At 59.9% G+C, this 21,801-nt stretch carries 29 protein-coding genes and 1 pseudogene; 23 read left to right on the top strand and 7 right to left on the bottom strand.

The features are described from left to right. Positions 1 to 23 precede the first annotated feature (23 nt). Positions 24 to 536: an outer membrane protein assembly factor BamE gene (locus NKI32_RS07745; RefSeq protein ID WP_023669368.1), complete on the bottom strand. Its 513-nt coding sequence runs from the start codon at positions 534 to 536 to the stop codon at positions 24 to 26. A gap of 115 nt (positions 537 to 651) precedes the next feature. Between NKI32_RS07745 and NKI32_RS07750 the strand changes: the two genes are divergently transcribed. The 7 genes from NKI32_RS07750 (at position 652) to NKI32_RS07780 (ending at position 5,450) form a co-directional block, all read left to right on the top strand. Then, a complete protein-coding gene (locus tag NKI32_RS07750) occupies positions 652 to 1,194 on the top strand; it encodes a ubiquinol-cytochrome C chaperone family protein (RefSeq protein ID WP_023669369.1) in 543 nt (180 codons plus the stop codon). A gap of 15 nt (positions 1,195 to 1,209) precedes the next feature. Beyond that, entirely contained in the window at positions 1,210 to 1,758 is a 549-nt protein-coding gene (locus NKI32_RS07755; RefSeq protein ID WP_023715400.1) for a YceD family protein, read from the top strand. A gap of 147 nt (positions 1,759 to 1,905) precedes the next feature. After that, positions 1,906 to 2,976, top strand: coding sequence for a phosphate acyltransferase PlsX (gene plsX, locus NKI32_RS07760; protein ID WP_023700539.1), 1,071 nt, complete (start codon positions 1,906 to 1,908; stop codon positions 2,974 to 2,976). A 9-nt stretch (positions 2,977 to 2,985) separates the two neighbouring features. Continuing rightward, the gene (locus NKI32_RS07765) at positions 2,986 to 3,957 is read left to right on the top strand and encodes a beta-ketoacyl-ACP synthase III (RefSeq protein ID WP_352671432.1); all 972 of its coding nucleotides are present in this window, start codon (positions 2,986 to 2,988) and stop codon (positions 3,955 to 3,957) included. A gap of 104 nt (positions 3,958 to 4,061) precedes the next feature. Next, positions 4,062 to 4,385, top strand: a complete 324-nt coding sequence (locus NKI32_RS07770) for an integration host factor subunit alpha (protein ID WP_006201891.1) — start codon at positions 4,062 to 4,064, stop codon at positions 4,383 to 4,385. A 134-nt stretch (positions 4,386 to 4,519) separates the two neighbouring features. Then, entirely contained in the window at positions 4,520 to 5,062 is a 543-nt protein-coding gene (locus tag NKI32_RS07775; RefSeq protein ID WP_023669374.1) for a MerR family transcriptional regulator, read from the top strand. Positions 5,063 to 5,147: 85 nt separating this feature from the next. Then, positions 5,148 to 5,450 carry a hypothetical protein gene (locus NKI32_RS07780; RefSeq protein WP_353002454.1) on the top strand — a complete coding sequence of 101 codons (303 nt, stop codon included), beginning with the start codon at positions 5,148 to 5,150 and terminating at the stop codon, positions 5,448 to 5,450. Positions 5,451 to 5,523: 73 nt separating this feature from the next. Here the strand turns inward: NKI32_RS07780 and NKI32_RS07785 are convergent, their stop codons facing one another. After that, entirely contained in the window at positions 5,524 to 5,793 is a 270-nt protein-coding gene (locus NKI32_RS07785; RefSeq protein WP_023669376.1) for a hypothetical protein, read from the bottom strand. Positions 5,794 to 6,205: 412 nt separating this feature from the next. Here NKI32_RS07785 and NKI32_RS07790 point away from each other — a divergent pair, with 412 nt between their 5' ends. Then, positions 6,206 to 6,409, top strand: coding sequence for a hypothetical protein (locus NKI32_RS07790; RefSeq protein WP_023669377.1), 204 nt, complete (start codon positions 6,206 to 6,208; stop codon positions 6,407 to 6,409). 234 nt (positions 6,410 to 6,643) lie between these two features. Here NKI32_RS07790 and NKI32_RS07795 read toward each other — a convergent pair whose 3' ends face one another. Both NKI32_RS07795 and NKI32_RS07800 read right to left on the bottom strand, forming a co-directional pair. After that, the gene (locus NKI32_RS07795; protein ID WP_352787983.1) at positions 6,644 to 6,844 is read right to left on the bottom strand and encodes a hypothetical protein; all 201 of its coding nucleotides are present in this window, start codon (positions 6,842 to 6,844) and stop codon (positions 6,644 to 6,646) included. 161 nt (positions 6,845 to 7,005) lie between these two features. Beyond that, positions 7,006 to 7,620 carry a hypothetical protein gene (locus NKI32_RS07800; protein WP_023669379.1) on the bottom strand — a complete coding sequence of 205 codons (615 nt, stop codon included), beginning with the start codon at positions 7,618 to 7,620 and terminating at the stop codon, positions 7,006 to 7,008. 296 nt (positions 7,621 to 7,916) lie between these two features. On the opposite strand from NKI32_RS07800, the gene NKI32_RS07805 reads away from it, so the two are divergent. After that, on the top strand, positions 7,917 to 8,198 hold the full coding sequence (locus NKI32_RS07805) for a helix-turn-helix domain-containing protein (protein WP_023715403.1): 282 nt from the start codon (positions 7,917 to 7,919) through the stop codon (positions 8,196 to 8,198). A 77-nt stretch (positions 8,199 to 8,275) separates the two neighbouring features. Here NKI32_RS07805 and NKI32_RS07810 read toward each other — a convergent pair whose 3' ends face one another. Continuing rightward, a complete protein-coding gene (locus NKI32_RS07810) occupies positions 8,276 to 8,728 on the bottom strand; it encodes a cupin domain-containing protein (RefSeq protein WP_023715404.1) in 453 nt (150 codons plus the stop codon). 163 nt (positions 8,729 to 8,891) lie between these two features. Between NKI32_RS07810 and NKI32_RS07815 the strand changes: the two are divergent. The 12 genes and pseudogenes from NKI32_RS07815 to NKI32_RS07870 form a co-directional block, all read left to right on the top strand. Continuing rightward, positions 8,892 to 9,200 (top strand): annotated as a pseudogene (locus tag NKI32_RS07815) (YbaK/EbsC family protein); the annotation flags it as partial. 246 nt (positions 9,201 to 9,446) lie between these two features. Continuing rightward, positions 9,447 to 10,682, top strand: coding sequence for a tyrosine-type recombinase/integrase (locus tag NKI32_RS07820; protein WP_196814992.1), 1,236 nt, complete (start codon positions 9,447 to 9,449; stop codon positions 10,680 to 10,682). Then, positions 10,683 to 11,048, top strand: a complete 366-nt coding sequence (locus tag NKI32_RS07825; RefSeq protein ID WP_353002455.1) for a hypothetical protein — start codon at positions 10,683 to 10,685, stop codon at positions 11,046 to 11,048. It begins immediately after the preceding gene. A 77-nt stretch (positions 11,049 to 11,125) separates the two neighbouring features. Beyond that, positions 11,126 to 11,332 carry a helix-turn-helix transcriptional regulator gene (locus NKI32_RS07830; protein ID WP_023834240.1) on the top strand — a complete coding sequence of 69 codons (207 nt, stop codon included), beginning with the start codon at positions 11,126 to 11,128 and terminating at the stop codon, positions 11,330 to 11,332. Continuing rightward, positions 11,329 to 11,457, top strand: a complete 129-nt coding sequence (locus NKI32_RS07835) for a hypothetical protein (RefSeq protein ID WP_353002456.1) — start codon at positions 11,329 to 11,331, stop codon at positions 11,455 to 11,457. Before NKI32_RS07830 ends, NKI32_RS07835 begins: the two co-directional genes overlap by 4 nt. A gap of 302 nt (positions 11,458 to 11,759) precedes the next feature. Then, positions 11,760 to 12,908 (top strand): hypothetical protein, encoded by a 1,149-nt coding sequence (locus NKI32_RS07840; protein WP_353002457.1) that lies wholly within the window; start codon positions 11,760 to 11,762, stop codon positions 12,906 to 12,908. Next, positions 12,905 to 13,069, top strand: coding sequence for a hypothetical protein (locus tag NKI32_RS07845; protein ID WP_353002458.1), 165 nt, complete (start codon positions 12,905 to 12,907; stop codon positions 13,067 to 13,069). The genes NKI32_RS07840 and NKI32_RS07845 overlap by 4 nt, the downstream gene beginning before the upstream one ends. Positions 13,070 to 13,139: 70 nt before the next feature. After that, positions 13,140 to 14,402: a hypothetical protein gene (locus NKI32_RS07850; protein WP_353002459.1), complete on the top strand. Its 1,263-nt coding sequence runs from the start codon at positions 13,140 to 13,142 to the stop codon at positions 14,400 to 14,402. 342 nt (positions 14,403 to 14,744) lie between these two features. After that, positions 14,745 to 15,266: a hypothetical protein gene (locus NKI32_RS07855; RefSeq protein ID WP_353002460.1), complete on the top strand. Its 522-nt coding sequence runs from the start codon at positions 14,745 to 14,747 to the stop codon at positions 15,264 to 15,266. Beyond that, complete coding sequence (locus NKI32_RS07860) at positions 15,259 to 15,858, top strand: hypothetical protein (protein WP_353002461.1); 600 nt, start codon at positions 15,259 to 15,261, stop codon at positions 15,856 to 15,858. Before NKI32_RS07855 ends, NKI32_RS07860 begins: the two co-directional genes overlap by 8 nt. Before the next feature lie 204 nt (positions 15,859 to 16,062). Beyond that, positions 16,063 to 16,722: an HK97 family phage prohead protease gene (locus NKI32_RS07865; protein WP_353002462.1), complete on the top strand. Its 660-nt coding sequence runs from the start codon at positions 16,063 to 16,065 to the stop codon at positions 16,720 to 16,722. A gap of 322 nt (positions 16,723 to 17,044) precedes the next feature. Then, a complete protein-coding gene (locus NKI32_RS07870) occupies positions 17,045 to 17,386 on the top strand; it encodes a hypothetical protein (protein WP_353002463.1) in 342 nt (113 codons plus the stop codon). Positions 17,387 to 17,754: 368 nt separating this feature from the next. On the opposite strand, the gene NKI32_RS07875 is transcribed toward NKI32_RS07870, so the two are convergent. Together NKI32_RS07875 and NKI32_RS07880 are read right to left on the bottom strand one after the other, a co-directional pair. Next, a complete protein-coding gene (locus NKI32_RS07875; RefSeq protein WP_353002464.1) occupies positions 17,755 to 18,438 on the bottom strand; it encodes a hypothetical protein in 684 nt (227 codons plus the stop codon). A gap of 52 nt (positions 18,439 to 18,490) precedes the next feature. Beyond that, entirely contained in the window at positions 18,491 to 18,757 is a 267-nt protein-coding gene (locus tag NKI32_RS07880) for a DUF3892 domain-containing protein (RefSeq protein ID WP_352825487.1), read from the bottom strand. Positions 18,758 to 19,141: 384 nt separating this feature from the next. Here NKI32_RS07880 and NKI32_RS07885 point away from each other — a divergent pair, with 384 nt between their 5' ends. Together NKI32_RS07885 and NKI32_RS07890 are read left to right on the top strand one after the other, a co-directional pair. Continuing rightward, on the top strand, positions 19,142 to 19,402 hold the full coding sequence (locus tag NKI32_RS07885; protein WP_353002465.1) for a hypothetical protein: 261 nt from the start codon (positions 19,142 to 19,144) through the stop codon (positions 19,400 to 19,402). After that, a complete protein-coding gene (locus NKI32_RS07890; protein ID WP_353002466.1) occupies positions 19,392 to 21,656 on the top strand; it encodes a phage tail length tape measure family protein in 2,265 nt (754 codons plus the stop codon). Before NKI32_RS07885 ends, NKI32_RS07890 begins: the two co-directional genes overlap by 11 nt. The last annotated feature ends 145 nt before the right edge of the window (positions 21,657 to 21,801 follow it).

Genomic DNA, 21,801 nt, shown 5'->3' on the forward strand with positions numbered 1-21,801 from the left:
AATCTGAGGAAGGCGGTCGCTTCTTAGGCGCCGCCGCCAGGAATGGGGGGCGCCAGCTTGCTGGCGCCTTTGATGATCTGGCTGAGGAAGTTCTGGTCCTTCCCGCCGGTCGGCGTGGTGCGCGAGATGAAGTCGAAAATCTTACCGTCCTTCAGACCGTAATTGGCAATCTGGGTGACGCGCCCGTCCTCGCCAAAATAGACCGCGAGCACTTTCTGGTCGACCAGGCGCGGCTTGTCGAAAGCGACATAGCGCTTGCGCGTCTGCGAAATGTAATAGAACGCCTCATTGTCGAAGGTGGCTTTCGTCGATGGCGTGCCGAGCGCCAGAAGCACCTGTTCGCGGCTGGAGCCCACCGGCACCGAATCGACCGCCTGCTGGTCGATAACATAGCCCTGCGTCAGCGTCTCGCTAGGGTTAAGGTCGCCGAACATCTTGGACGAATTGCAGCCCGACAGCGCGGAAGCCACCAGCACCAGCGAAACCGCGGCGGTGGCCCCAGGCAGAAAAGTCGACTTGAATTTCAGCGCGCGCAACAACAACTCCATTAGCTGGCCGCAACTTGCGCTGGGCGGCAAAACCGGTAAACCAGCTTGCTTGCCGATGCAACAAGGCCCATTCAAACAATCGGTCCCCAGGAGACCACCCTCAATGTTCCAGCGCCTTTTTGGCCGCGAACGCAACGCCAACCGCGCTATCACCGAGGCGCTTTACGCACAAATCGTGGCGGCGGCGCGGCAGACCGTGTTTTATTCCCACTGGAATGTGCCGGATACGCCGCTCGGCCGTTTCGAGATGCTGTCGCTGCATATGTTCCTGTTTCAGCACCGGCTCCGCGGCGAAGAGGGCGTCGCGCATGAGGTCGCGCAGGTGCTGATCGACGAGTTCTTTCTCGATGTCGAGCATTCGCTGCGGGAACTGGGCGTTGGCGATGTCGGCGTGCCCAAGCGCATGAAGAGGCTGGCCAAAATGTTCTACGGCCGTACCGCCGCCTATGACGACGCGCTGGAACGCAGCGACCGCGACGCGCTTGCTGCCGCCCTGGCGCGCAATGTCAGACCCGATGCCGGCGCCTGGCCGCAAGCCTTGCCGCTGGCGTCCTATGTAATCGATGCCGCAAGGCAGCTTGAAGCACAGCCGTCCGAATCGATCGTTTCCGGTGCCGTGGCGTTTCCCGTCGCGAAAGCGGAGTGAGGAGGGGAGACCAAGATGAAACATGTGGACACGCCTAGCCCGGTCTCATTTGCGGCCAATGTCGGCCGCCTGCCGCACAAAGGTTTGCAGGTGGTGATCGACGCCGACGCCGCGCAGCGCGCAATGCTTGCGCGCGAGCACGAGCTGCTTTCGGTCGAAAACTACCGTGCTGAGCTTTTGGTGGCGCCGTGGAAGCGCAATGGCGTCAAGGTCAGCGGCCGCGTCGAGGCTGATATCACCCAGGCCTGCATCGTCACCCTTGAGCCGGTCGCGGCCCATATCGACGAAGAGGTCGAGGCGCTGTTCCTGCCCGAACAATCCAAACTCGGACGGCAAGGTTTCGAAGGCGGTGGCGAAATCCTGCTCGACGCCGAAGGGCCGGACAGCCCGGAAACTTTCTCCGGCGACACGATCGACGTCGGCGCGCTCGCCGAACAGTTCTTCGGGCTGGCGATCGATCCCTATCCGCGCAAGGCAGGCGCCTCGCTCGATGCCGCCGGCCCGAACGAGCCCGTCGAGAATGAATTCCAGCAAAAGCTGCGATCCTTGCTTGGAAAATCCTAAAACACGAAGCGATCGGAGAAAAGCCGGTTGTGCGGCAGCCCAAAACCGCTATTTTCGCCGAACCTTCGCGAGCCCCTGAATTTCGCGAGTTTCGTATTTCTTTCGCGGGCCATGTGCCCTGGCCCAAGCTAGTGAGATAAAGACCGCGTGATCAGGATTTCCATCGATGCCATGGGTGGCGATCACGGGCCAAACGTGGTCATCCCGGCACTCATGACGGTCGCCGTCAGGCGTCCCGACATCCGCTTCGTCATATATGGGCGCGAGGAATTGGTGCGCCCCGAACTCGCCAAATTCCCCAAACTGGCCGAGGTCAGCGAGTTCCACCATTGTGAAGTCGCGGTCAGGATGGACGACAAGCCGAGCCAGGCGCTGCGCCACGGCCGCTGGAAGTCGTCGATGTGGAAGGCTGTCGAAGCAGTCAAGAGTGGCAGCGCGCAGGCCTGCATTTCGGCCGGCAATACCGGCGCGCTGATGGCGATGTCGAAATTCTGCCTGCGCACGATGGCGACCATCGACCGTCCGGCGATCGCGGCGATCTGGCCCACGATGCGCGGCGAGAGCGTGGTGCTGGATGTCGGCGCCACCATCGGCGCCGATGCGCACCAGCTGATCGACTTTGCCATTCTCGGCACCGGCATGGCGCGCTCGGTGTTCGGCATCGACCGGCCGAAAGTCGGCCTGCTCAATGTCGGCGTCGAGGAGATCAAGGGACAGGAAGAGGTCAAGGAAGCCGGGCGCATGCTGCGCGAGGCCAACATGGCCTCGATGAATTATCATGGCTTCGTCGAGGGTGACGACATCGGCAAGGGCACGGTCGACGTGGTCGTCACCGAGGGCTTTGCCGGCAACATCGCGCTCAAGACGGCAGAAGGCACTGTGCGCCAGATCTCAGGCTATCTGCGCGCCGCGATGAACCGCACGCTGATGGCCAGGATCGGCTATGTCTTCGCCAAGGGCGCTTTCGACCGCCTGCGCGAAAAGCTCGATCCGGGCCGCTCCAATGGCGGTGTTTTCCTGGGTCTGAACGGCATCGTGGTAAAGAGCCATGGCGGCGCCGATTCGGACGGTTTCGCGGCGGCCATCGAGCTTGGCTACGACATGGTGCGCAACAATCTGATCGACCGCATCGAGGCCGATCTCGACCTGTTCCATGCGCGCAACCCGCATGCCCAGGCAAGCAGGAAATCCGACGCCACCGTCGACGAAAAGGAATAGGAAAGAGCTTTGATCAGATCAGTCGTGCGCGGCACCGGTGCTGCGCTGCCCCGCCGCATCATGAAGAATGCCGATTTCGAAGGCATGGTCGAGACCTCGGACGAGTGGATCGCCCAGCGAACCGGCATCCGCCAGCGCCATATCGCCGCCGATGACGAGACGACGGCATCCCTGGGCGAGGCGGCGGCGCGCGCAGCGCTCGACAATGCTGGTCTTTCGCCTGCCGACATCGACCTGATCGTGCTGGCGACCTCGACGCCCAACAACACCTTTCCGGCGACCGCCGTCGAGATCCAGAACCGGCTCGGCATGCATCACGGCTTTGCCTTCGACCTGCAGGCGGTGTGCTCGGGCTTCGTCTATGCGGTGACCACCGCCGACCTCTACATCAGAGGCGGCCTCGCCAAGCGCGTGCTGGTGATCGGCGCGGAGACCTTTTCCCGCATCCTCGACTGGAGCGACCGCTCGACCTGCGTGTTGTTCGGCGACGGCGCCGGCGCGCTGGTGCTGGAAGCGGATGAGGGCACCGGCGGCATTGCCGACCGTGGCGTGCTGGCGATGAGCCTGCGCTCCGACGGCGCCCACAAGGACAAGCTTTTCGTCGATGGCGGTCCCTCGACCACCGGCACGGTCGGCCATCTCAGGATGGAAGGCCGCGAAGTGTTCAAGCACGCCGTCGGCATGATCACCGATGTCATCGAGGCGACGTTTTCGCAGGCCGGCATAACCGCCGACGACCTCGACTGGTTCGTGCCGCATCAGGCCAATAAACGCATTATTGACGCTTCGGCCAAGAAGCTCGGGATTGCTGAGCAAAAGGTGGTGGTCACCGTCGATTTGCACGGTAACACCTCGGCTGCTTCCGTGCCGCTGGCGCTTTCGGTGGCCTTCGCCGACGGTCGCATCAAGAAGGGTGATCTCGTGCTCCTGGAAGCGATGGGCGGAGGCTTCACCTGGGGCGCGGTTCTCGTTCGCTGGTAAGTGCCGAACGGTCCGGTTTCGGTCCTTGACCTTGCCGGATCAATTACTTAGGCTCTGCCTTTACCTGTATCGATTTATGTTTTTTGAACTGATGGGACGGTCGCATGGGGGGAAAGACACTTACGCGCGCCGACCTTGCCGAAGCTGTTTACCGTAAGGTCGGCTTGTCACGCACTGAATCGGCAGAACTCGTCGAAGCGGTGCTGGACGAAATCTGTGAAGCCATCGTACGCGGCGAGACGGTGAAGCTGTCGTCCTTCGCCACCTTCCACGTCCGTTCCAAGAACGAACGCATCGGCCGCAATCCCAAGACCGGCGAGGAAGTGCCGATCCTGCCGCGCCGGGTGATGACCTTCAAGTCGTCGAACGTGCTGAAAAGCCGTATCCTGCGCTCGCACCAGAACAGCAAGGCCAAGGGCGGCAAATAGGTTCTGCCGCAGGCTTCGGTTGAAAACGCCGGGCCGTTTTGACGCCGGGCTTGAATATTGTTTCATAAACCGCTGAAATGATACCCGATTCGGCAGACTGGGCCGGATCGCCGTCCAGCGTGAGGATTTCGCCCATGGACAAGAGCCCCGACGCTTTCCGCACCATCAGCGAGGTCGCGGAGGATCTCGATCTGCCGCAGCACGTGCTGCGCTTCTGGGAAACCCGTTTCAACCAGATCAAGCCGATGAAGCGCGGCGGCGGCCGCCGCTACTACCGGCCGCAGGATGTCGAACTGATCAAGGGCATCCGCCACATGCTCTACGACCAGGGTTACACGATCAAGGGCGTGCAGAAACTGCTGCGCGAGAACGGCAACCATTTCCTGGTCGCCATCGGCAATGGCGACATGGCTGCCGTCGAAGCGATCTCGCAGCGCAGGCAGGCCGATCAGGTGCCGCTGACGCCAGCCGCCCAGCCGCGCGGCATGGATGACGAGATGCTGGTCGGTCAGCCCAAGGTAAAACCCAGCCGCCGCTTTTTCGGCCTGGGCAAGACCGAGGAGGAAGGTCCGGTCCAGCCCGGCGCATCGAAACTGTCGCGCGACAACCGGGCCTTGCTGCAGGAGGCGCTGTTTGACCTCCTGGAGTGCAAGCGCCTGCTCGACCAGGTGCGCTAACCTTTCAGCTGCCCTCGGGCAAGCAGACCGGAACCGGTTCTGCGGCCATGCGTTTGGCCTTCTCTCAAAAGAAGGAAAAACAATCATGGTATCGCTTTCGACCCTCTCCGATCTCGATCTCCAAAAGCAGGTCGCGACCCTTTCCAAAGAGCTCGCCGCGTTGCGCAAAGTCGTGGCCAAACGCGGCGGTGCTTACTACGAGGACGGGCGCGATGCCGCTTCGGACTATTATGGGCAGCTTGCCGACCTTGTCAGCGATGCGCTGCCGGCGATCAGGAAGCAGGGCAGGGCGATCGAAAAGACGGCGCGCGATCGTCCGGCAACAGCCGCTGCTGTTGGGTTGGTCGTGGTCGGCCTTCTCGCCAGCTTGTTGCTCAGCCGGCGCTAAAACAATTCACGAAAACAAAAAGAAAATGGCGGCCGTCTCGCGGACGACCGCCATTTCCCTGATCTGCGGCCGATTACTTGGCGAGCTTGATCTTGGCCTGCGGCGAAACCTGCGCGGTCTGGCTGCACTTGCCATAGACAGTGCCATTCTTGTCCGTGGCGTCGGTATAGGTGCCTTTGCACTCGATCGAGAGCACCAGGCAATGACCGGAGCCCTTGCAAACCGCGCCGCCGTCGCCCGTGGGATGCGTGCCGTTGGCGAAAGCCGAGGTCGGAACGGAAGCCGAACCGAAGGCCGAGACGATGAGGGCCGCGGCGAGCGTGATGCGCTTGAAGTTGGTCATTTGAGCATTTCCTTCTCTGGATCGAGGATCGCCACCATGGCGTCCTTCTGTGTTGGGATCGCCTTCTCGGCGTCCATGCCGGTTAGTGCGGCCTCCAAAGCAAAGGTTCATGCGTGGTTCGAATTTTCTTCGCGTTTTTTCGCGACGTCGATTTTTAGCCTTCGCCAACGGACGGCGCCTGGCGGGGCCGGCATCGATCATGCATTTTCGCGTGAAGGCCGCTGAGGTAGCGGCGCGGCATCCCATGCGAAGGTCACACCGTGGCGTGCCCAAATGGCCGGCCAAGACCTAGTCCGCGCCAGCTCTTGTCAGGTAGCGGCAGCAGTCATTGCCGCCACTTGGCACCGCGCTTTCTGCCACTCCCGGCTGCGACTATAACGCCAGTCCAAAGGTACCGGCGGAGGAGACGGGCGTGGTCGCAAATTACATCGACGAGTTCATCATGTTCTGCGCTGGGCTGTGGATGACAGGCGTTGGTTTTGGGCTGCTCCAAAGTCCTTTTCAGGCCCAGAAAGGTCAGCAGCCATGGTGGCTGCAGGTCGCGAAGCATTTCAAATGGATGGGACCGCTTTTGATTTTGATCGCAATAGTGCTCGCGTTCGCGGCGCCGTCCTAGCGGGTTCCGACAGCATTGAGAGACCCGTGGTGTCCTGCAACTGGCAACCGCTGTGTTGTCGGCCTTGCGCCTGATACGTTCGTTGGGGTGCGCTGTGGTTGCTCGCGTTCTGGCGCATCGGCGCCATCGAATCCTGCCTTCAGCTTTTCCACGTGTCGCCTGGCAAAAACCAACGGGAAGGCGGCCTTGGCGAGGACTCCAGGGCCAGCCTTCCCGTTGGGCAAGTCGGCCGTGTCAGGCCTTCTTGGCCTCCACCTTCTTGTGGTGGTGGTGGTGGTGGTGATGGTGATGGCGGTGATGCTTGTTGTGATGATGATGATGGTGGTGATGCTTCTTGTGCAGCGGTGCTGCGTCGGCGCTGCTGGCGCCGATGAGCGGCAGAGAGACAGCCAGGGCAAAAGCCAGCCCGAGAGCCGACAGGAGGGACTTCTTCATGACTTCGTTTCCTTTTCTGCGCGGGCTGAATTTGGCCGTCACCGAGCAAGATCGGTGCCGGTGAACCCCGCAGTCATGACTATCGCCTCCGAACTTTTCGACAGTTTTTCCGGACTGTAGAATTTTGTTTCTGGATTGTGTCTGGCGGCTTCGTCGGCAACTTACATCGGCGGAATGACGCCGTTTGTGCCGACAACGACCCGGCCCGCGGTCAGCTTGCCGTCACTGCCGCGCTCGGCGTTGACGAACACCACAGCGCCAGGCTTGAGGTCGGCGGGCGTCGCCGGCGCGAAGGTCACCACCGGCGTCGTCTGCGGGATCGCGATCTGCTTTTTCTGGCCATTGTCGTAGGTCAGCGTCACCGTGCGACCTGCAATCTCGGTGACATCGGCGACCGTGCCGTTGGTCATCCGGCTGTTGGGCTCGAGATCCCACGGGCGGTCGCCTTCGCCGGCGCCCTTCAGCGCGGCCGGGAAGATCACCACCTCGAGCGCGCCGCTGCCGCCATCGGCCTTCGAAACAGAGGCAATGCCGAGGAAATCGCCTTGCTTGATATCCCCGGCATCCGCCTTGGCGACGCCGGAAATCTTCCACCCTTCAGCCAGCGCGATGGCGTCGGTAGCGCCTTCGCGGGTCTTCACCGTCAGCGTCGCTCCGGCAAAGGCGGTCACCGTGCCGCGAATGCGCACGGCCTCGGCGGCTTGCGCCGCGACCATGCTCGCGCCAGCGAGGCCTGAAATCGTGGCGAGCACGATGGCTGATGTCTTGAATGTCATGGATCTGATCCTCTTGGGAAAAGCTGGCCCGATGCGGCTGCCAGCAACATCAGGCTAACGCGCGAGCGGCGCAAAACCGCTGAACACTTCGGCCTGCGGCCCTTCAAAAGAACTTGATTGGGAGATCGGGGCGGAGATCCTATATGTGCCCTGGCGCCTGCGGTTTTGACGCCGGTTCACGATGCTGTGACGGTCGGTTTGGGCCTTGGCAAATCGCCGTCAAGCGGGCATTGTCCCGGCTCTCAGGCAACACCCTATCATTTGATCCAAAACTCTTTAGCCCCATGGAGTTGCCAATGGCCCAAACTGCAAAACACGAACCCTTCTCCAGGCTGGCGGCCGACGTTGCGCTCGAGCACCCCGGCCTCAAAGCCATCCGGGAGACAAAGGGATACAGTATTGAAGAGCTTTCCCTGACCTGCGGTCTGTCGACCAGCGAGATTGCCGACATAGAGAGCGGCAAGGACACCGATCCGACGAAACTTCGCCGGATCGCCGCAGCATTGCAATTGCCGGAAACGGCCCTGATCGATGCCCCGGCGCCCACGGCGCCTGTGGAAAACCGGTCCGTTTCATAAACAACGGCCAAGCGTCGTTCAACAAGCCCGCCATGGTTTGCCCTGGCGGGCTTGTTGCATTCGCCCAACGGCGAATGTCACTTCTTGCTCGGATCGTCCGCCGGGTTGACGTAGGTGATCGCGAACGGCCCCTCGCCATGAACCTGGACGATCGTAGCGCTTGTCGTCCAGGCGTAATGGTTCATTCCCTGTGGGGCTACGCCGAAGCCGCCGGCGGTCAGTTCGATGCCCTTGGTCTCGTCGAGCTTGTCGCCCATGCCGATATGAAAATTGCCGGAAATCACCGTCACATATTCCGAGGTGGGATGGTTGTGCGCGGCAATCCTGTAGCCGGCCGGCAGCTTCAACCGCAGCACGTAGATGCCATCCTTCGAGGGGTCCCCGGCGATGACAGCCATGTCCGCGCCGGCGGGCAAGACAGCAGGAGCAGGGCCCCATTTGATGGCGTCCGCGTTTATCGGCATGTCGTCGGCAAGCAGCGGCGCCGTCCCGACAAGCAGCAGCGCCAGAGCCGAGGCGAGCTTGAGCATGATGATCTCTCCGGTTGGTCGTGGGAGCACAGCATCAGCGCCGGCCCTGATCCATTGCGACCTACCAAGGCAGCAGCCCGAACACATCTCCCGCACGGGGGATGCGCCTTGCGTTGCTGACATGCGGTGCGACCCGCCTGGCCTGGTATCGCTGCAGCCGTTCGGCGGTGAGACCATGCTGATCGTGGCCGGCGGCATGTCGAGGCTCGACAACCGCAAATTCAAGGACCGTTTCGGCGGCAAGCCGCGCATGCTTGACGCCGACGAGGTTGTCGCGATTACCAGCCATCCCGTCGGCGGCGTCTGCCCATTCGGCCTGCCGGCGCCGCTGCCGGTCTATTGCGACGTCTCGCTGCGCGCCTTCGATGAAGTCGTGCCCGCGGCCGGCGCCACCAACGCCGCTGTAAGGCTCAGCCCGCAGCGCATGGCACAAATCGTCAACGCCGAATGGGTCGACCTCTGCCAAGGATGAATGTTGGTGATTTGAGAAGCAGGACCTTTGGGGGCAAGCCCTGTCTAAAAATGGTCGGAGTGGCCGGATTCGAACCGACGACCCCTTGACCCCCAGTTTAAAATATCCGGTTTTATAGCCATTCCTAGCGTTGCACAAAGTAGGCAAAATCGGCAGAAATACAACGTTGTCCAACCTAAGCCCGCTTGACTAACACACTGCCTATGCCTAAATGCTGGCTACATAGTGGCTATAAAGGGGATGGGCGTGGCTACAATCAAGATCACGGCAGCGGCAGTTTCAGGCATCATGGAAGGCGCAAGGCCGAACAAGACAACATACTACTTCGACGATGACCTGGCCGGGTTTGGCCTCTACCGGACGACAGGCAACACGGGAACGTATTTCGCCGAATATCGGCCGGTGGCTGGCGGCGCCAAGAAGCGATTGAAGCTCGGCCGCGTCGGTACACTAAAAGCCAGCGAGGCGCGCGAGGCGGCGCGCAGGGCGATTGCGAACGCTGCGCTTGGCAAGGATTTGGTCAAAGAGCGGTCGGACGAACGGGCCAGTTGCACAGTCAAGAAGCTGGTCGAGGACTATATCGCCGGTAAGGAAATGAAGGCGTCAACGCGCGCGTTCTACAAGATCACGCTGGCCAAGCACATCGAGCCGCTGCTTGGCGCCACAAAAGCCTTTGCCCTTACCCGCGTTGACGTCCAGCGTGCCCACTCAGCTATGTCGAAGAAGGCTCGCTACAGTGCAAATCGCGCGATGGCTTTGCTTTCCGCCTCTTATGTTTGGGGCGCCAAGCGCGCCTATGTGCCCGAAGGAACTAATCCCGCTGCGAAGATCGATCGTAACCGTGAGGAATCCCGCGAGCGGTACCTCACCGCGGAGGAAATGGCACGTCTTGGCGACGCCATGCGCGAGGCCGAAACGATTGGCATTCCACACAAGTTGTCCGCCAGCAAGCACGCGCCGAAAGAGAAGAACAGGACCGTCTACGGGCCACACGTGACGGGAGCCATTCGGCTGCTGATGTTGACCGGCTGCCGGTTGCGGGAAATCCTAAACTTGAGGTGGGCCGAATATGACGAAAGGCGCGGCCTTTTGCTACTGCCCGATTCAAAAACAGGGAAGAAAACCGTTGTGCTTTCTGCAGCCGCGCAGGCGGAGCTTGATAGCCTGCCTCGCATTGGCAAATATGTGATCGCCGGTCACTCAGCAGCAACGGAGCATGAGGCACCGCGCGCCGATCTAAAGAAGCCATGGGCTGCTATTGCAGGCAGGGCCAGCTTAGGGGACGTTCACCTTCATGATCTTCGCCATACTTTCGCCAGTGTCGGCGCTGGCGACGGCATGTCGCTGCAGATCATCGGCAAGCTATTAGGCCACGCCGACGCGGCGACGACGCAACGTTACGCGCATGTCGACGTCAACCCGACACGCGCCGCAGCCAACGTGATCGCTGGAAAGATCTCCGATGCGATCGGAGGCAAGTGAATGGCACCACTTCCGAAAGGGTTCAGCCTTCAGGCGATTCCAATTGAATCGGCGCTAAGCGAGGGGCGTATCGAGGACGCCAAAACGCTGTTGATCGATCTCCTGCGCTCAGGCAAGGCGGGCGCAGTAGTGCAACGGCTGGCCGCCGGCATGCTCAAGCCGTCGAAGAGACCACGCGGGAGGACACGTGCACTTCCGCGGCATTGGATTGATATCGGCGAGCAGTTCAACGGGCTTCGAAATGACGGCGTCCGGTACGAAGAGGCAATGCGCCGGATGACTGAGAAATTTGGGTATTCAGAGACGCACGTACGCGGCGCAGTCGCGACATACGACCGAGCTAAGGAAGATCAGGACCGCGAATAAATTGAATTTGTTTGCCTAAAGAAGATTGGCGAAACGCCCATCTATCTCCATGCAACACCGTCAACGGAGGTAAACACATGGCAAACCTACGAGTAAGCCAAGCCGCTGATTATGTCGGCCTGTCCAAGTCATTCCTCGACAAAGCGCGATGCTACGGAACCGGGCCGGCCTACGTCAAACTTGGAAACAGCGTCATCTACAGCACGGACGATCTCGACGCATGGGTGGCTGAAAATCGGCGCCTGCCTTCAAACGACAACAAACGCGCGAGAGCCGCAGCATGAAGCGCATCGCCAAAATGACCCTCGCAGAACTCGCGGCCGAGATCGAGGCGTTGAGCGCGTGGCGCAAGGCGCAGCGAGAAGCCGCCCTGCTGGCCGAAGCGGTCGCTCGCTACGCCGACGCATAACCACATAACAAACGACCGGATCCAACCCGGCGCCAACCCTACCGACAACTGGAATACAACAGTGAGAATCTTAGAAATCAGACCCGCGCCTCCGGGCGTGGATGGGCGCGCTGTTGCCCACTATGACGTCGAGATATCGCCAGACGTTCGCCTTTGCGGCCTTCGCCTCGTCGAGTCTGGCGGTCGCTATCTGACTTACTCCGCGAATAACCACGGCCGACCGACCGCCACCTTTTCGCGTGAATTCGCTACCGAACTGTCGCGCGCTGCAAGCGTCGCATATCGCGAAGGAATCGCCCTCAATGACCGCAGCCAAGCCTGAGCAGAAAATTGGCGAAAGCCGCGCCTACTGGACGCACAAGGTCGACGCATTCCCAAGCCCCGTCGCGCAGTTCCGAATGGCGCAACTTATTGACCTAGATAATCGTCTGTATGAAACAGCCCGCATAGTCTACCGGTTCCTGGTCGGATGGTACCACGACGAGCATGGCGACGCACTCCTGTCGCAGCGACACGTCGCGAAGGCGATGAAGCAACGCGCTCCCGAAGGCGCGACCGTTCCTTCGCGCAACGCGGTGCAGCGGGCCATCATCGCGCTTATGGACACAGGCTGGGTTGTCCGCACCTTTCAGGGCCGAGGCAAGGGCAAAGGGGCTAGCCGCTACGTGCCTGTCGTCAACGTACTTGACCTTGCCGCACAGGGCAGATTCCCGGAACTGGCCCACGCTAATGGGCCGGTTGATATCCAAGACGAACCGGCCCACGCTAATGGGCCACCAGTGGCCCACGCTACCGGGCCAGTTGACGCCGAACCGGCCCACGCTACCGGGCCAAAGACTCTACTACCTGACCCGCTCAGAGACGCGGGGAAGGTAGGTAGAGTATCCACCGCGCCTTCGGCGCCGCCTGCGGCTTGCCTATCGGCCGCCACGGCGGGGACGGTGGGTTTTGAAAAGGTGTGGCTGGCTTACGGCAAGCTGGGCAATAAGACATCCGCTCGCGAAGCATTCGCCGTGATCGTGAACCCGAACGTTGAACACATTGCCGCTCGGGCCGCCTCGTGGGCGGCAAGTGCGAAGCCAGGCACGAAGCGTTTGCCGCTTCAAAAATGGCTCGCCGCGGAGAAGTACGACGAAGCCGATCGGATGGTCACGCCAGCCGTCAAGATGCCAACCAAGCGTAAGGGTGCCTTTCGACGCGACGCGATGATCGAGGGCTTAGGTGATGCACGCATTATGCTGCGATGGAACGACGCCAGATCCGACGAAAAGCCAACCTACGAAATGTTCTTAGGTAGCCGGCAAGAAGACGTCATGCGCGACCTTGGCATTGACGACATTGCAGATCTGGCAGGGCGGCGCGTGCTCATCGATTTTTGGGACGGCGACGATGGCGAGGAATTCGAGAAGTGGCATCGGTATCCCGATCAGGAGATAAAGCAAGCAGCATGACCGCTACCACCACAGCCCGAACGACAACCAGCAAAGCCGTCAGCGAAAGCGCCAAACCGTTTCGCGGCCGGCGCATGAACTGGGATGAATTCCGAAAGCTCGTGAAAGAAGCGGCGAACGATAACGAGCCTGCAACGGGAAAAAATCGGGAAAAATCCTAATTGTCATACGGGCCTAACGGTCTGCATCCCGGTCTGGCGACCGGTTCTCAAAACCTACCTGGGGACTTTCATGACTACCAACCAAATCGAGCACGGATTCGGACTCGTTGCGAATAACGATAACTGCTTTGCATGGAACAGGTGTGACCATCTGCACTCGGAGTTCCGATTCTACACATCGCCTGATACAATCAAGGTCGGGCGACGTGTGGCCGCAGTCAGCAACAACTATTCAACTCGCGGCAAGCCGTGCACGTGGCCAGTTGAGCCTGGAAATTGGCTGACTTCGAAAAGCTGTCGCACGGCCACAAAGAAGAAGGAGGAACCCGCCGATTGGGATGTCTGGATTGGAGCACGGCAGGCACCCACCATCGTGAAGACCGCAACCAGCGTCGTCACGTTGCCAAACGACGCCCCTCGGCCTGGGCATATCAAGACGGTAGCCGCTGCCACGGGCCGATACGACGACGCGCTTCGCGGCACACGCATATCGCGGGACCTAGCTGGCACGGAAGCGGGCGCGACGCTCGACGTGGTTTCCGAGCTTTTGCGACCGGCAAGCCTTGTCGCCGCGAACGACAACTTCGCCCAAAATGCCGACGATGAGACGGTGAACGGCGGATGGGGTCTCGAAACCAAATTGACGGCATCATCCATCAGACCGTCCATCCCGGCATTCCTCGCCGCCTACAGCGACGGTTTGCGTCCCCGCGTCACTGTCAAGTCAGACGGGACGATTGTGCGCTTTGCCGGCGGCGTTCGGTATGACAGTCGGAAAAACAAGCGAGGAATTACCGTTAAGGAGCTTATAGAAATTGGCGGCCGGGACAGCGCTGGCAAGTTCCACGGGCTGCAATTCTACGAGGGCGAACTCATTGCTTATGGCCAGAATGGCGTGCGGAAGCGGCCTTGGGTGGACGCCACAGAAGCGAGCCAGGCACGGCATTCGTCCGAAGATGAGCACGAGGCCGCGCAGCTAGCCGAAGAACAGTCCGTAGCGGCTGGATATCTCGCGCTTGGCAAGCAGACCGCTGCGATGCCGTATCTCTACGGCCAGTTGGCGGGAATCACAGAAGGGAAAGGTGTCGGAGTTGGCAAAACCTCCGCGCCGGCACACATGGCACTGTCCGAGATTGACCGAGCCATTGACGCCGCTGACTTTCTAGCACGCGTGCCCGACCGCGTGATGTCGATAGTGACTGCCGCCAACGATGACGAAACGTATGCGAAGATTGCTATCGACCGCGGATACGCCAAAAGCAGCGCGTCAAAAGTCGGGAAAAAACTGGTTCTGAAGGCGCTTTCTGAAATTAAATCGGCAATCGCCGCCTAGTAGTACCGTTCCACCGGCGCCTCGGCGGGTAATAGTAGGAAGGGGCGAAATCCTTCCACCTCTTTGCGCCGTCCCCCCAGGTCGGCGCTTAAGCCGGTAGCGTCGCCAGCGCGCCGGCAACCAATCACACCACCACCTTCGGGTCGTGGTGCGATCTCCCGTCGCCTTTGCCCCTCGCGGCGACGGGCCAGTTTCATATTGCCTGCACCACGGATGTACCGGGCGGGCATAGTCGCGCCGTAAGGCCCTGACCTCCCGGCCACGCGCTTTCGTCCCGCTAGCGCTGGCCGGTGCAGTTTTATCCGCATATCGGATTTTCGGACATTTTACAGGAGAAGCCCGATGCGGCTCTATACCGAAGTCGTACCCGACTCGCTCGTGGCACATACAAGGCTGCCTCGCGCCATGGTCGACACTACGCTAAGGCGACTAAGGGAGGCAGGGCGGATACCGAAGGGCTTCCGGCACGCTCCTCCATTCGATGCAGGCGATATCGCGCGGATATTGCTCGGTCTTAGCGCCATGTCCGCTACCGCCGCAGTAGACCAAGAGCGCCAGGTTGGCGCCCTCCGACTTGCGGATGGTCAAGGCGAGGCGACTGCCGAGCGTGAGATGATTGCAATCGTTGAAGCCGCTACGGGCGCAAGTACGATCGACAATGACGTCGATACGATCCGGATTGGCCAGACCGTGGCATCGCTGGAGATCACCGCCAGAGCAACCTTGAGGAACCGGCGCAGCAATCTCGTATTAGCCAGATACGGCGAGGAGCCCCCCGCTGCTGCAGCCTTCTTCGAAATCCCAGTCGCCGCAGTCTTTGCCATCGCGCGCGAACTTTTGAATCAGGAAAACTTTGATGACTGAATCTGAATTCACTATCCCAAATGATCTCAATCCAACTCTGATCGATCTTGAAGCGAAGGCGGTGCCGCTTGGCGCGGAGCGAACTGCGCTGTTGGCGGAGGATCTGCAAATAGCTCGCGCTCCGGACCCAGACGCCGAGACCACCGACGGCGGTGCGGCAGCTCGCGCTGCGGCAATCTTGGGACGGGCCGCCCCAAAGTCTACCGGAAGCGGCAGAGAGCGTCGGAAACAGATCGCCGAACGGGTGCGAGACCTAGATCACGCCCTGGCCGTTCTGCGTCGAGAGGCGGATACGGAACGCTCGCGCACCTCGTCGTTGCTCCGCGAACGAGCTATGCCTGTCTATAAGAAATATATTGCGGACTTTGCCGCTGCAATGATCTCCGCCCACACCGCCCAAATCTCGATCAACGGCCTCGCCGATCAGATCCATAGCGCAGGCTACAACTCCGGCGATATCGGGCACCATCTGCCTTTCTGGCTGGGCAACACAGTCGGCGCAAACAGCAACATCGCCAGCGCGCTGCGCGACTTCGTTGCAGCCGGGCTGATGCCGGCGCGCGATATCCCAAAGGAGCTTCGCCCAAAATGATGGAGACGGTTTTGTATCAAACAAGCAGGAAAACCAAATGAGCACCACCAACCAAATGAGCACCACCATGCTTGCGGCCGAGGTGCGCCTGTGAGACCCGACCGGATAGCGGTGCCAGGTGTCAACGTGCGCAGGATGGCGGAGCGGACTGCGTTCGCTGCTCGGCTTGCGGCGCGTGACCTGGGAAAGGCTCCAACCGGCCTAATGCTCGCGAATCACGAGCAATCCGTTTTCGAGCGGCCGGCACTACGTGGCTTTGCCACCACATACGGCCAACCCTTTGAGCGGGATGGACTTGTCGCATTCCTGCCTGGCTGCTTTTCAGCGTCACTGGCGGCCGACGTAGTCAACGTTCAAATCGACCATATTGGCAGCACGGCGGTTGGCGACACGCGAGCCGGCTTGCGCGTTGTCGACCATGCAGATGGTCTCGCATTCGAGTTCGAGCTCCCGCCGACCCAAGGTGGCGCCGTCCTGGCGTCTATGGTTGCCTCTAATGGACGCACCGATGTTTCAGTCGGCGTCGACGTTCTAGCCAGCACGGAGAAGGAACTTCGAGGTCATAAAGTTCGCCTCGTCACCAAGGCGAAACTGCGAGAAATCAGCGTCTGCAAGGCGGGTGCCGTGAGGCATGCGAGCGTCCGGCTGATCGATCTGGCGGCAACAAGTCTGACGCTTGAGGACGAACTGAGGCTCGGGACGCTCGGGATGGTTGCTAGGTTAAACGAGGCGGTAACCGGAATCAAAGACAGCGTGAACCGTCTCGATGCTGCGGTCAGGTCGCATACCGCTACACCAGCAGTAAATGCTGACGCCGCAGAATGGTCGAAGCAAATACACCTTATGTATTTGAATGACACCTAACAGCCACTCGAAAAAGCCTCTGCCTTCTGGCCGCTGTGACTTGAACGATGCTTGGCGATACTTCGACGCGCCGGATTGACCGGCACGAATATTTCGGAAATCGACCCGAAACCGACCGAAATCGACCAGAAATCGTCAAAACGCAAGAATATTGCGCATTTTGACCTTGACGAGGCCGACCGATGTGGTATGATGGAGGGTTTGACCCCGAAAGGGTAGGCCCCATTGGATACCTAGGGCCTGGGTCGCTAGGACCGGCGTGGTCCCAAGAGTGTACATTTTTCTCTCCCCCGTTGAATCCGGAATCCGAAATAGGTGAAAAATGGCCGAAAAGGCTAAAAAGCCGCCTGCGCACCTGTCGCTGGCCGGGAAGAAATGGTTTCGATCCGTCATCGAGAACTTCGATTTGGACGAGCATCACGTGAAGCTCTTGGTTCTTGCGTGCGAGGCGCTTGATCGCGGCGAGCAAGCCCGCGTCACGCTTGCTGCGGACGGTGTCACATTCATCGACCGCTTCGGCTGTCCGCGCGCGCACCCCTGTGTCGCCATCGAAAGAGACTCAAGACTGGCCTATGCCAGGCTTCTACGAGAGCTCGCTCTTGATTTCGGAGATGGCGAAGATGTGTCCCGGCCGCCAGCGCTAGCCGACAACACGGGTTACTAAATGCCCAGAAAACTGAGAAAATCAAAGCGAAAAGTGGCGATTTCGGATGCCTGGATTGTTTGGGCGTGCGATGGACAAATCCCGCCTGAGTCAGATCCTCGCCGCAACGACTGGCTAAAGTTCCAATACTTTCTCGGCGACGAGGATCTGCGTGAACTCTGGCGACGCGACGGCGAGCGCGCGATTAGAGAATGGCTGAAGAACAATCCGGCAGGCACGCGTCCTTCTAATTGGTGGAAGTATGCGCTCCCCTATGCCGGCGAGCGGAGGCGTGGTGCGGATTTGGCGTCACCATTCTTCGAAGACGAGACACAGTCCGCGTACCTTATGCGGCTTGGATTGCTACTCAAGGGCGAGCGGGCTGAAGCCTATCGCCCGGCCAGATATTCGGCAAAATCTTCGTGTAGTTTGTAGCGAGGTATCTTGCCAGCTGTCACATCGAATATAGCACCATAGTTTTCCATCACGTCGATAGCACCTCCGAGATCATCATGGTCTTGAAGAAAATACATAAAGACCACTTTATCGTTGCCGACATTGTGGTACATCCTTTTACGAGAAAGGATGACAATCTCGCGCACTAACGGATTCTTGCGAAGGTCATGGCGCATCTCTGCAACGAGCTTCGGGGCCTTTTTTTCAAGATCGCCGAACGATCTCCCTCGGTGAATGACAAACCCCGCCGCTTCAACTTTTGCCATAGCCTCGGCGGTCGACTTCCACGCGTGCAGAACCGCAGGCGTGTAAGTTAGCTCATCGTCGTCAATCAGCTTGGCGTGCGACTGGCATAGCCAAATGCCGTTGGTGATAGCGGACCGCTGTTCCGGCGTCATAGACGCATCGTATCTGGCGCCTCGGGGCGATGCCGCTGTGATGTGGGCAGCTACACCGGTATTGGTCGCTCCATCCTCCGCATCTGGCCCCGCCGTGGGCAACCTGCAATCCGGGTTGGAGCACTTCATGCCCACTCGCTTACCCATGCGGTCGATTACATCGCGTGGAAAGTTGTCACGTGGCATTTTTTCAATCCCGAGGTTGAACTGTTCGCACACTATTGATCGCCGCCAACTCTAAGAGCCGGCGACGATCTTTTCTCGAGTTAGATTATGCGCACTCTGGAAGCGCTAGCAAGTTATCGTTCCATTTGCCATCCGCATAGGTACGGACGTACTTGCCATTAGGCCCGTCAACCACGCCAATATTGGCGCGGTTGTTACCGACCTTTGTGAAGAAGGTGTGGGCCTTGCTCTCGATCCAACCGATCACGTCGGCCCTGGTCCATTTACCGGTCACATTCCCGAGGTGGGTAATGCCCTCGTGTGGATTGTTTCTCGGATGCTTGTTGATGCAAGTTACCTGAACGTCTGCCATTAGAGTTGCTCCTTTCGAGCGCGTTGTTGGAGCACTCGATAAGGCAGAGCAGCTTGGGAGGATGTCTTACCATTTTCTACGCTCCTGTGGCTTCTCAAAGAAGCCTCAGGGCACCAGTTCTGCACTTGTTGAGAGCGCAGACTTGCGGTCTAGTCGTTCACTCGGCACCACAAGACCGTGAGTACGCAAAAGACAGAGGCAGGTACGAATCAATACCTGCCTCTTTTTTACGCAGGAAATGGCTTCCAGTAAATAGCCAGTAACTTTTGTTAACAGTATTCGCTCCACTCAGTAGGACAGCAACGCTGTCTTGTGTCAGAGCGTCGATAGCCCAGCGAGCCCATCTACCTTTGCGACTGGCTTTAAGCTCAAGGAAATCCAAACATGACCAACACAACCAAACGCGCCTCCCGCGCGGCGCGCAACCGTGCCCAACAACAGGCGATCGACGCTCTAGAGAACGCGGTCGCCTCGGTGGCCGTCGCGGATCTCGTGAATACACTCCGCACCGCAGCTTTTGACACCCCGTACATCGCGGCGAGCCTGCTTGCCGGCGCGGCGTCCCTCATCCGCGACATGCCGAATAAAGCGCCGTGGGCGGCCTTGCTGGCGAAGATGGCGCGGGAGGCGTCGGATGTCCGATAGAACCGACGACCTTCTTATTAGCGTCAGTACCGATCTTAGCACCGTCAAAAGGCAACTGAGGCAGCTCGGCGATTCAATCGGCCAGACCACGTCTGGCATTCAAAAGCAGTTCGATGGTCTGGGAAAAGGCATTGACAGATCAATGACCACAGCGCTGCAAGCGCGTGTCAATGAGATGGTCGGTATCGGTACCAAGGGTGCCAAGGAGTGGCAAGGTGCGCTAGCTGAACAGGGCAAGGAATTCGAGCGCCTTCGCGCCAAGATCAATCCGGTATTTTCCACTATCAAGCGCTATCAGGCGTCCGTTGCGGAGATACAGACTGCGCATCGCCTGGGAGCGGTTTCTGCCGACGAGATGACTGCGGCTATTAACCGTGAGCGTACGGCCGCGCTGTCAGATATCGCGGCAATCAAGAAGCGCAATGCGGCGCTGGCCGATACGCCAAGTGTGAGGCGCACCGGTGGTAACTTCAATACCGCCAACATCGCGGCCCAGTTTCAGGATATTGGCGTCACCGCGGCGATGGGCATGTCGCCCATACAGATTGCATTGCAGCAAGGTACGCAGTTGTCATCCGTGCTCGGGACAATGGGCGGCACCAAGGGCGTAATAGCTGGCCTCGGTGAAGCGTTTGCATCGATTATCAGCCCTGTGTCGCTGGTCACGATTGGTGTCGTTGGACTTACCGCAGCGGCAATCGAATATTTTACGAGCTTCGCATCGGGCGCCGACAAGAACGCCGAGACGCTCAAGGCCGAAGCTGAACTTATTCAGGAGGTTGCCGCCAAGTGGGGCGATGCGCTGCCGGGCATCAAGGCTTACGCCGACGAGCGGGCCAAGCTCTCTGATCAGGGCGACGTCCAAGGCGCGGCTCGTGCTGTTATCGAAGGCTCTTTCGAGGGGACAAGGAAAGGGATCAACGACGTCCGCTCCGATCTTGGTCAGCTGATCGCGGATTTGGGGACCATGGGCGGCAGGGAAGCCGACGTCGCCAGGCTGCAGTCCGCGTTCGGCATCCTCGACGGCAAGGTTGCCGACCAGACCGCGACTGCCGAAGACGCCAAGGCGGTGCAGGCCGCGCTTGCCGATATCCAGACCAACACCGGCATTCCGGCTGCCAATGCCCTAGCGGAGGCATTCGGCAATCTTGCGCTGGCGATCGGCACCGCCGCGGCAGCAGCCCAGAGAGCCCGTGTCGATGCTGCACAGGCTGCGCAAGTGCTCTCGCCGCTCGGTACCTTGCCGCCTGTCTTTAGTGGCGGCGGGAAGTTTCAGAACGAAGATCAAGTTCAGACCGATCGAGCAAACGCGACAAAGTCTAAGTACCAGCTCGAGCTCGAGAAGGCAGCTAGGCGCGGCGGCGGCGCGGCAAGCAGAGCACCCAAGAAAACCGCCGATGATCGCTTTGCGGAGGATCTGCAATCCATCCGCGACCGCACCACGGCGCTTACCGAGGAGTACAACGCCCTCGGTCTGTCATTCGAGGCGCAGACGCAGCGTAAGACGGCGCTTGATCTTGAGCAAACCGCCCTCAAGCAGGTTCGGGAAGAGGCTCGCAAAAAGGGCGATGCCGACTGGCAGAACGTGCAGCTTTCGCCTGCCCAGGTCGCCGCTATTAATTCGGTCTCGGATGCCTATGCAAAGCAGGCTGAGGAACTGCGCAAGGCGCAGGAAATGCAAGATCTGCAGCGCGATGTGCTGAAGGGTGCGTTTGACGATCTGCGGGGTGCGTTGGATGACGGCAAGCTTGACTGGCAGGACTTTGCCAACATCGCCGAAAACGCACTCGACAAGATCATCGACAAGATCGAGAACGATCTGATCGACGCCATTATGCAGGCCGGCAACGCCGGCGGTGGTGGTGGCATCCTTGGCGGTATTCTTGGACTGCTAACCGGTGGCGGCGGATCTTCGTTCAATCCTACGCCTGGCGGCTTCTCGCAGATGCTGGGCATTCCCGGCTACGCGAACGGCACGAACAACCACCCGGGCGGCTTGGCGATCGTTGGCGAAGAGGGTCCAGAGCTTCTGAACCTGCCCCGCGGTTCGCAGGTGATACCGCGCGTGCCCTCGATACAGGCCAACAGTTCATCGCAGTCAAACAGCATCGTGTTTGCACCACAGATTTCGGTACAGGGCGGCAATGGTGACTCCGGCCAGCAAGTAACGGCAGCGCTGAAAGCGTACCAAAAAGACTTCACCATGAACGTCGTCAAAGCGCTGCGGGAAGCCAAGCAGAGGGGAATGACTTAATGGTTGATTTAATGAACGCGACCACAGAAGCCTAACCGAAGTACTCGCGCAAAGCCCTGCAAAAAGGGCCGTTGACGGCAACATCCAGCCGGGCCGAGAAAAATACGAACTGGTCGTTTGGACGGAGAGCGCCTAAGCCGTTAGG

This window comes from Mesorhizobium sp. M0761 (genome assembly GCF_040320205.1).
Taxonomy (GTDB): domain Bacteria; phylum Pseudomonadota; class Alphaproteobacteria; order Rhizobiales; family Rhizobiaceae; genus Mesorhizobium.

Coding starts and splice junctions, on each gene's coding strand:
- NKI32_RS07750 (WP_023669369.1), top strand. CDS start 652: ATGTTCCAGCGCCTTTTTGGCCGCGAACGCAACGCCAACCGCGCTATC.
- NKI32_RS07755 (WP_023715400.1), top strand. CDS start 1,210: ATGAAACATGTGGACACGCCTAGCCCGGTCTCATTTGCGGCCAATGTC.
- NKI32_RS07770 (WP_006201891.1), top strand. CDS start 4,062: ATGGGGGGAAAGACACTTACGCGCGCCGACCTTGCCGAAGCTGTTTAC.
- NKI32_RS07775 (WP_023669374.1), top strand. CDS start 4,520: ATGGACAAGAGCCCCGACGCTTTCCGCACCATCAGCGAGGTCGCGGAG.
- NKI32_RS07780 (WP_353002454.1), top strand. CDS start 5,148: ATGGTATCGCTTTCGACCCTCTCCGATCTCGATCTCCAAAAGCAGGTC.
- NKI32_RS07785 (WP_023669376.1), bottom strand. CDS start 5,793: ATGACCAACTTCAAGCGCATCACGCTCGCCGCGGCCCTCATCGTCTCG.
- NKI32_RS07795 (WP_352787983.1), bottom strand. CDS start 6,844: ATGAAGAAGTCCCTCCTGTCGGCTCTCGGGCTGGCTTTTGCCCTGGCT.
- NKI32_RS07800 (WP_023669379.1), bottom strand. CDS start 7,620: ATGACATTCAAGACATCAGCCATCGTGCTCGCCACGATTTCAGGCCTC.
- NKI32_RS07805 (WP_023715403.1), top strand. CDS start 7,917: ATGGCCCAAACTGCAAAACACGAACCCTTCTCCAGGCTGGCGGCCGAC.
- NKI32_RS07810 (WP_023715404.1), bottom strand. CDS start 8,728: ATGCTCAAGCTCGCCTCGGCTCTGGCGCTGCTGCTTGTCGGGACGGCG.
- NKI32_RS07825 (WP_353002455.1), top strand. CDS start 10,683: ATGGCACCACTTCCGAAAGGGTTCAGCCTTCAGGCGATTCCAATTGAA.
- NKI32_RS07830 (WP_023834240.1), top strand. CDS start 11,126: ATGGCAAACCTACGAGTAAGCCAAGCCGCTGATTATGTCGGCCTGTCC.
- NKI32_RS07835 (WP_353002456.1), top strand. CDS start 11,329: ATGAAGCGCATCGCCAAAATGACCCTCGCAGAACTCGCGGCCGAGATC.
- NKI32_RS07840 (WP_353002457.1), top strand. CDS start 11,760: ATGACCGCAGCCAAGCCTGAGCAGAAAATTGGCGAAAGCCGCGCCTAC.
- NKI32_RS07845 (WP_353002458.1), top strand. CDS start 12,905: ATGACCGCTACCACCACAGCCCGAACGACAACCAGCAAAGCCGTCAGC.
- NKI32_RS07850 (WP_353002459.1), top strand. CDS start 13,140: ATGACTACCAACCAAATCGAGCACGGATTCGGACTCGTTGCGAATAAC.
- NKI32_RS07855 (WP_353002460.1), top strand. CDS start 14,745: ATGCGGCTCTATACCGAAGTCGTACCCGACTCGCTCGTGGCACATACA.
- NKI32_RS07860 (WP_353002461.1), top strand. CDS start 15,259: ATGACTGAATCTGAATTCACTATCCCAAATGATCTCAATCCAACTCTG.
- NKI32_RS07865 (WP_353002462.1), top strand. CDS start 16,063: ATGCTCGCGAATCACGAGCAATCCGTTTTCGAGCGGCCGGCACTACGT.
- NKI32_RS07870 (WP_353002463.1), top strand. CDS start 17,045: ATGGCCGAAAAGGCTAAAAAGCCGCCTGCGCACCTGTCGCTGGCCGGG.
- NKI32_RS07880 (WP_352825487.1), bottom strand. CDS start 18,757: ATGGCAGACGTTCAGGTAACTTGCATCAACAAGCATCCGAGAAACAAT.
- NKI32_RS07885 (WP_353002465.1), top strand. CDS start 19,142: ATGACCAACACAACCAAACGCGCCTCCCGCGCGGCGCGCAACCGTGCC.
- NKI32_RS07890 (WP_353002466.1), top strand. CDS start 19,392: ATGTCCGATAGAACCGACGACCTTCTTATTAGCGTCAGTACCGATCTT.